Source organism: Photorhabdus temperata (assembly GCF_025384845.1).
GTDB lineage: Bacteria > Pseudomonadota > Gammaproteobacteria > Enterobacterales > Enterobacteriaceae > Photorhabdus > Photorhabdus temperata.
In genome coordinates this window covers 1-6,472 of the sequence record NZ_JAJAFX010000100.1, presented here as the reverse complement: position 1 = coordinate 6,472, position 6,472 = coordinate 1, and the positions used below count along the sequence as shown (strand labels likewise).

Genomic DNA, 6,472 nt, shown 5'->3' with positions numbered 1-6,472 from the left:
AATTAGTCAATCCGTGATAATTTCTATAAAAATAGTCTCTTATTGGTATTAAGTAGGATCACACATGGCAAAGATTGGCTATATCCGGGTGTCAACAAATGACCAAAACAGTGATTTACAGCGAAACGCTCTGATAAGTATAAATTGTGAGCGTATTTTTGAGGATAAAATCAGTGGAAAAACAGCCAACAGGCCGGGCTTAAAGAGGGCTTTAAAACAGCTTAAAAAAGGCGATACTTTAGTCGTTTGGAAATTGGATCGACTAGGGCGTAGCGTAAAAAATATGGTCACTTTGATTTCTGACTTAAGTGAACGCGGTATTCATTTCCAGAGCCTGACTGACAGTATTGATACTAGTACCTCTATGGGGAGGTTTTTCTTTCACGTTATGAGTGCACTGGCTGAAATGGAACGGGAATTGATCGTTGAAAGAACAAATGCAGGATTGATAGCAGCTCGTGCTCAGGGGAGAATTGGTGGCAGACCTGTATCGTTTTCATTTGCTGAACAACAACAAGCCGCGAGATTACTGGCGAAAGGTCACACACGGAAACAGTTATCATTAATTTACAACACATCGTTATCTACGATATATAAATATTTTCCGGTAAATAAAACGGATTGTTCATCAGCTTAATATTTGCAGGGCAACTAACTAAATGTTTAATTTTGTACTGTGTAATACCAAGGCTAATTTATGCAAAATATATCGCTTTTCTTTTCCAAGTGGAAAACGTTGACACTATTCTACAAAAAATTAACAGATGAAGACAAGTAAGCACTGCTGGCAAAAAAAGCTTATTGTATGTGAAATCCACTGCATCTGGGCAGTCTCGAACAAAAAATTGCCATTAAGCATAGGATTTACATACTTGAAAATTAATTTATCAATAATGGAAAAGGTCGTCAGCACCTGGAAATCATTAGGTAAACTCGACCAATGAAATTAATTTCATTAATTGCACAGTCAAAAGTTACATCGTGATCACAGACACGAATTTTACCGCCCGGGATTTTTATGATCTTTTTAATACTATGCATCCCTTCAATATCAATCAACCATAAACCATCCTGAACATCAGGTTTTTCTGCATCCAGCAAATACCAAGAGTTACTGTCATCAACAATGAGAGGTTTTTTAATTTCTCTGGCGATAAGTTCATTATCTAAAATTACAGGGTTTTCAACATTCAGCTTTCCACCTACTAATTTAACGCGCTGTATTGTCGGAGCAATAATATTTTCTAAAGATTCTTTTTTCTTTTCCCCATCAGGGAACATTTCTCCTTGCCCTGTGCTTAGCCATAACAATGAAACATTGGTTTCAAGATTGCATTGAATAACCCAGTCTGCTGGAAAACTATCCCTTAAATAACGATTTGCCATTGTGCTTTTAGACACACCCAAATGATCGCTAAGTGCCTGACGTGATTTGAATCCATATGCATGGACAAGACGCTCGATAGCCTGTTTTCCTCCACTATCTGCACCCATCTTTATCTCAGTTACGTTTTTTTTCATTAAAAGTACAGTTTAGTGAGTTTGTTATCTTCACAAAGCTCTCTGATGAAGAACTATAGTGATCCTAAATGAATTTACTAGAATATTGCATCATGAGCACTCAAATTTCAATCTGTATACTTTGTGAAACTATATCATTTAAATAAAGGAAAAGAATTTGTTAAGCTTTAAAATAAGAAAAACTTATTAATTACAGAGGATTGTAATCGGAAAGAAACCTTTTTAATAATCAATTATTTCAATAAAAACAATAATTAATATATTAACACTATCAAATATAGTTATCAAAAAAGATAAAAAACCACTTTAATTTTTTCTAATCAACGTGTACTGTTCTTATATACAGTTATGTTATACGGAGGTAAGTTTGTCAGTGGACTTTCTTATGGAATCAGTAATAGCGCAACGTATTAATTTTATCGCCAGAATGGCAACAAGCTGTGAATGTAATCATGCTGAAGATAAAGAACTGGCTTTAGTTTGGATTGCTGAGTTATCAACACCACTTGCCAAACAACTTGTTAACCATCACGAAACGCTTGAAGAATAAGTGTAACAAAAGAATAAGTGTGATAGGTAAATGATACGCATCTGGAAATTCTATTTGATAAAAGATCTAAATTTTCTCAGTCAGTTATGATTGCATTGGAAAATGAACTGAAAAATAGATTTTTCTTATGATTCAGCAAATCTGAGAAGACGATAGTTGATTGTTAAATTAGCCACTGAAAGGTGGCTTCTTGTTTTCGTTTGTACCATTCCCTTAACAATGTTGCTTGGTTGTTTCTCCCTATCTGGTTAGCACACCATGACACTCTAATTTAACAAAATTTTCCTTAATATGAGGGATATATCTAATGAAAATAATTGCACAACAAAATGATACTGTTGACGCTTTATGCTGGCGTCACTATGGCCGAACTCAAGGTATGACTGAACGAGTTTTAGAAGCTAATCCAGGGTTGGTTGAACTGGTATTTAAAAAATTCCCTGAATTGTCTGAATATAGCGTAATCCTGCCACATGGCACTGAAGTCGAAATGCCAGAGGTTATATCAGCCACAACAAAACCTATTCTGCAACTATGGGATTAAAGATAACAAACGGATAAAGGCAGCCATATTACCTTGATTGCTTTTTCAACAGAATTATTACCTTATATTAGGAATCGCCAGCAATCAAGCCAAGTAAAATTACCTATAATATTATACTCAGTATTTGGTCAGGTAATACAAAATAGAAATTCTTTTAACAAAATTACGGAATTCTCCCGCCTAAATTCTTATTGAGAGCAAAGCGAACTGTTAGGATTAGGCGGGAGCAAGTCACTTATTGTGTCAAACTCTGACTATAGCTATAGATTATATAAAAGCCTTTCTCGATTTTGGGAAAGGCTTTTTAATTCATATTGTTATAGCTTTTTCCTTCCAAGAAATTTGTCTGATCTTTCCTACAATTCACCTTTAATGTCTACCGCTACCTTTAATGCCATTCTTTTAAACATAAACCCATAACTACTTATATGGCATTTTTTCCGAATATGGATACACAACTAACAGAACTTATACGCTTATTGCGTAACCTGATCAGAACTGGTGTTGTTACCGAGGTAGATCATGCCCGAGGTATGTGCCGGGTCGCGACAGGTAATCTTAAAACTGACTGGCGGCCTTGGTTGACAATGCGAGCAGGTCATTCCCGTACCTGGTGGGCCCCCAGTGTTAGTGAGCAGGTTTTATTACTATCCGTTGGTGGAGAGCTGACCACCTCCTTTGTATTACCGGCTGTTTATTCCGATCAATTTCTAGCTCCATCAGTTTCTTCCGAAGCTGTCCATATTGCTTTCCCTGATGGGGCCGTAATGGTGTATGAGCCGAAATACAGTGCCTTAACGGTAAAAGGTATTAGGACTGCTAGTGTACAAGCTTCATATTCCATATCACTTGAGGCAACGAATATAACACTAAAAGCACACGATAAAATCTCAATGTCGGCAAATAACAAAATTGAATTGTCATCGCACAATGAAATTTCAATGTCGGCAGATAACAAAATTGGATTGAAATCACACAACGAAATTTCAATGGGAGCAGACATCAAAATTGGGCTAGAAGCAAAAAAAGAACTCGGACTGAAATCACATGAAGTCAAGTGTGAAGCAAAAAAAGGAATGGAACTAAAAGCATCAGAACTGACGTTGAAAGGAAAAATTAAACTGGAAGGTGATGTTGAAAATACCGGCGGAAAACTCAGCTCTAATGGTGTGACCCTACATTCTCATAAACACACTGGAGTCATGTCCGGCGGTGCAACAACAGGAGAGCCAACATAATGATGTATCTTGGAATGAACCGACAAACCGGACGCAGCCTGACAGATTTAGCACATGTGCGTCAATCTGTCAGCGATATCTTATCAACACCAGTAGGTAGCCGTGTGGAACGGCGTACTTATGGCTCTCTGTTACCTGAATTGATTGATTGGCCACAGAATGCTGCTCTGCGTCTACAAGTTATGGCTGCCAGTTATACAGCTATCAGCCGCTGGGAACCACGCATTAATCTGACATCTATCACCATAGATACCCGACAGGACGGCAAAATGACGGTAGATATAGCCGGGCATTATCAGCAGTCCGCTGGGACGTTTTCTCTATCCATCCCTGTGAGGTAAAACAATGCCAATCATTGACCTAAGTCAGTTGCCACCACCTGATGTAGTCAAGCCACTGGACTACGAAAGCCTGTTGGCTGAACGCAAAGCCGAATTGATCTCTCTTTACCCTGAAGAACAACGAGATGCTATTACTCGAACATTGGAACTGGAATCTGAACCTCTGGTTAAATTACTTGAGGAAAACGCTTATCGGGAATTGATATTGCGTCAGCGGGTTAATGAAGCTGCCCGTGCAGTAATGCTGGCTTATGCAACTAACGGCGATTTAGACCAATTGGGAGCGAATTACTATGTTACTCGGGCAGTTATGGAACCTGATAGTACTTTTCGTGGCCGTATCCAAAAGGCTTTTGAAGGGCTAAGTGTCGCAGGACCGATAGGTGCGTATGAATATCACACCCTTAAAGTTAATGAAGGTATTCATGCTAATAAAGATGAATATAAAGGTAAATATCAAACTGTAGCGGATGTTTCCGTCATCAGCCCATCTCCTGCCAATGTTACTGTAACTATTTTGTCACGGCAATGGAAATGGGAAAAAGGTAAAGAAAATGAAGAAGATAAAGAACATCAAGGCGAGGCCTCACAAGATTTACTGGATAAAGTGGTTGTAGCACTCAATGACGAAAATGTCAGGCCCGTTGCTGATCGGGTAAAAGTACAGTCAGCCCAAATAGTGGAATATCAGATTGATGCTGTGCTCTATCTTTATCCGACGCCTGAGTCTGAACCTATCCGTAAATTGGCTCAACAAAATATGGATAAGTATGTGCAAGATCAACATAAGTTGGGACTGGATATCCGGCTATCTGCCATTTATGCCGCGCTGCATGTGGCTGGTGTACAGCAGGTGGAACTAAGAGCACCGGCGAAGGATATTATTTTATGCAAAGATCAAGCTTCTTATTGCACCAGCGCAAAACTGGAGCTGGGTAAAACTCAAACTTCCGATTGTTCCAAGCCAAATCCAGCTCTAATCGTGGGAGGTTATGATGAGTGACCGCCTGTTACCAACAGGTTCCACCGTTCTGGAAGTAGCTGCCGCTAAGGCGTGTTCGCAATTGCAAAACATTCCGGTGCCGCTTCGCCAACTTTGGAACCCCGATACCTGTCCTGAGGAGTTATTACCTTATCTGGCGTGGGCGTGGTCTGTTGACCGCTGGGATGAAAAGTGGTCGGTGAATACTAAACGGGAAGTCATAAAAAACTCGCTGTTTCTGCACAAACATAAAGGAACCATTGGCGCCATCCGCCGTGTAGTGGAGCCACTAGGCTATCTCGTTAAAATACAGGAATGGTGGGAGAAAAATGAAACACCAGGCACATTCCGGTTAGGGGTAGGAATACAAGAAAATGGGATCACCGAAGAAACTTTTTTAGAACTGGAACGACTGATTTCAGATGCCAAGCCTGTGAGTCGCCATCTTATAGGTCTATCAGTCAATCTGGATGTTAAAGGCGAATTTTATTGTGCTGCGGCAAGTTATAGCGGAGATGATCTCACTGTTTATCAATATTTACCTGAAATCATCTCTACTGGCAGCGATGCATCTTTAGGGGCTGCAATTCATTTGATTGATACAGATACATTGAGGGTTTCACCATGAAATACTTTGCAATTTTAACCAAACTGGGAGCGGCAAAGTTAGCAAACGCTGCTGCCTTGGGAACGAAAGTCGATATTACTCACATGGCTGTTGGTGACGGCGGAGGCCAATTACCATCCCCTGACGTTAACCAGACACAACTGATTAATGAAAAGCGCCGTGCCGCGATTAATACATTAAGTGTCGATCCAGTAAACACTAACCAAATTATCGCTGAGCAAATTATCCCAGAAAGTGAAGGTGGTTGGTGGATGCGTGAAATTGGTTTGCTTGACAGTGAAGGTAACATGATTGCGGTAGCAAACTGCCCGGAAACCTATAAACCACAATTACAGGAAGGTTCGGGCAGAACACAAACTATCAGGATGATCTTGATTGTCAACAGTACTGATTCAGTAACATTAAAAATCGATCCTTCTATCGTTCTGGCAACTCGTGAGTATGTAGATAGCTCCATTCAGAAACATGAAAAAAGCCGCAATCACCCAGATGCCACGTTGACAGAAAAAGGTTTTACAAAACTCAACAGTACTACTAATAGTAATGATGAAACCACAGCAGCAACGCCGAAAGCAGTGAAAGCAGCTTATGATTTAGCAGCTAAAGTAAATACTAATGCTTTAGCAAAAAATCAGAACGGTGCAGATATCCCAGATAAGAATGCTTTT

At 39.6% G+C, this 6,472-nt stretch carries 9 protein-coding genes; 8 read left to right on the top strand and 1 reads right to left on the bottom strand.

The genetic code is table 11. The annotated features are described in order from the left end of the window. Positions 1-64: 64 nt before the first annotated feature. Positions 65-637, top strand: a complete 573-nt coding sequence (locus tag LGZ99_RS22910) for a recombinase family protein (protein WP_262979687.1) — start codon at positions 65-67, stop codon at positions 635-637. A gap of 269 nt (positions 638-906) precedes the next feature. Here the strand turns inward: LGZ99_RS22910 and LGZ99_RS22905 are convergent, their stop codons facing one another. Next, entirely contained in the window at positions 907-1,521 is a 615-nt protein-coding gene (locus LGZ99_RS22905; RefSeq protein WP_262979686.1) for a phage repressor protein CI, read from the bottom strand. Between the two features lie 385 nt (positions 1,522-1,906). Here LGZ99_RS22905 and LGZ99_RS22900 point away from each other — a divergent pair, with 385 nt between their 5' ends. The 7 genes from LGZ99_RS22900 to LGZ99_RS22870 form a co-directional block, all read left to right on the top strand. Next, positions 1,907-2,071 carry a hypothetical protein gene (locus LGZ99_RS22900; protein ID WP_023045926.1) on the top strand — a complete coding sequence of 55 codons (165 nt, stop codon included), beginning with the start codon at positions 1,907-1,909 and terminating at the stop codon, positions 2,069-2,071. Between the two features lie 307 nt (positions 2,072-2,378). Then, positions 2,379-2,615, top strand: coding sequence for a tail protein X (locus LGZ99_RS22895; RefSeq protein ID WP_021325015.1), 237 nt, complete (start codon positions 2,379-2,381; stop codon positions 2,613-2,615). 446 nt (positions 2,616-3,061) lie between these two features. After that, entirely contained in the window at positions 3,062-3,853 is a 792-nt protein-coding gene (locus LGZ99_RS22890; RefSeq protein WP_023045927.1) for a phage baseplate assembly protein V, read from the top strand. Then, positions 3,853-4,194 carry a GPW/gp25 family protein gene (locus LGZ99_RS22885; protein WP_021325014.1) on the top strand — a complete coding sequence of 114 codons (342 nt, stop codon included), beginning with the start codon at positions 3,853-3,855 and terminating at the stop codon, positions 4,192-4,194. Before LGZ99_RS22890 ends, LGZ99_RS22885 begins: the two co-directional genes overlap by 1 nt. Before the next feature lie 4 nt (positions 4,195-4,198). Then, complete coding sequence (locus LGZ99_RS22880) at positions 4,199-5,197, top strand: baseplate assembly protein (RefSeq protein WP_262979685.1); 999 nt, start codon at positions 4,199-4,201, stop codon at positions 5,195-5,197. Continuing rightward, positions 5,190-5,804 (top strand): phage tail protein I, encoded by a 615-nt coding sequence (locus LGZ99_RS22875; protein ID WP_021325012.1) that lies wholly within the window; start codon positions 5,190-5,192, stop codon positions 5,802-5,804. Before LGZ99_RS22880 ends, LGZ99_RS22875 begins: the two co-directional genes overlap by 8 nt. Beyond that, positions 5,801-6,472 (top strand): phage tail protein (locus LGZ99_RS22870; protein ID WP_262979684.1); only part of this gene is annotated, 672 nt, incomplete at its 3' end. The genes LGZ99_RS22875 and LGZ99_RS22870, both read left to right, overlap by 4 nt.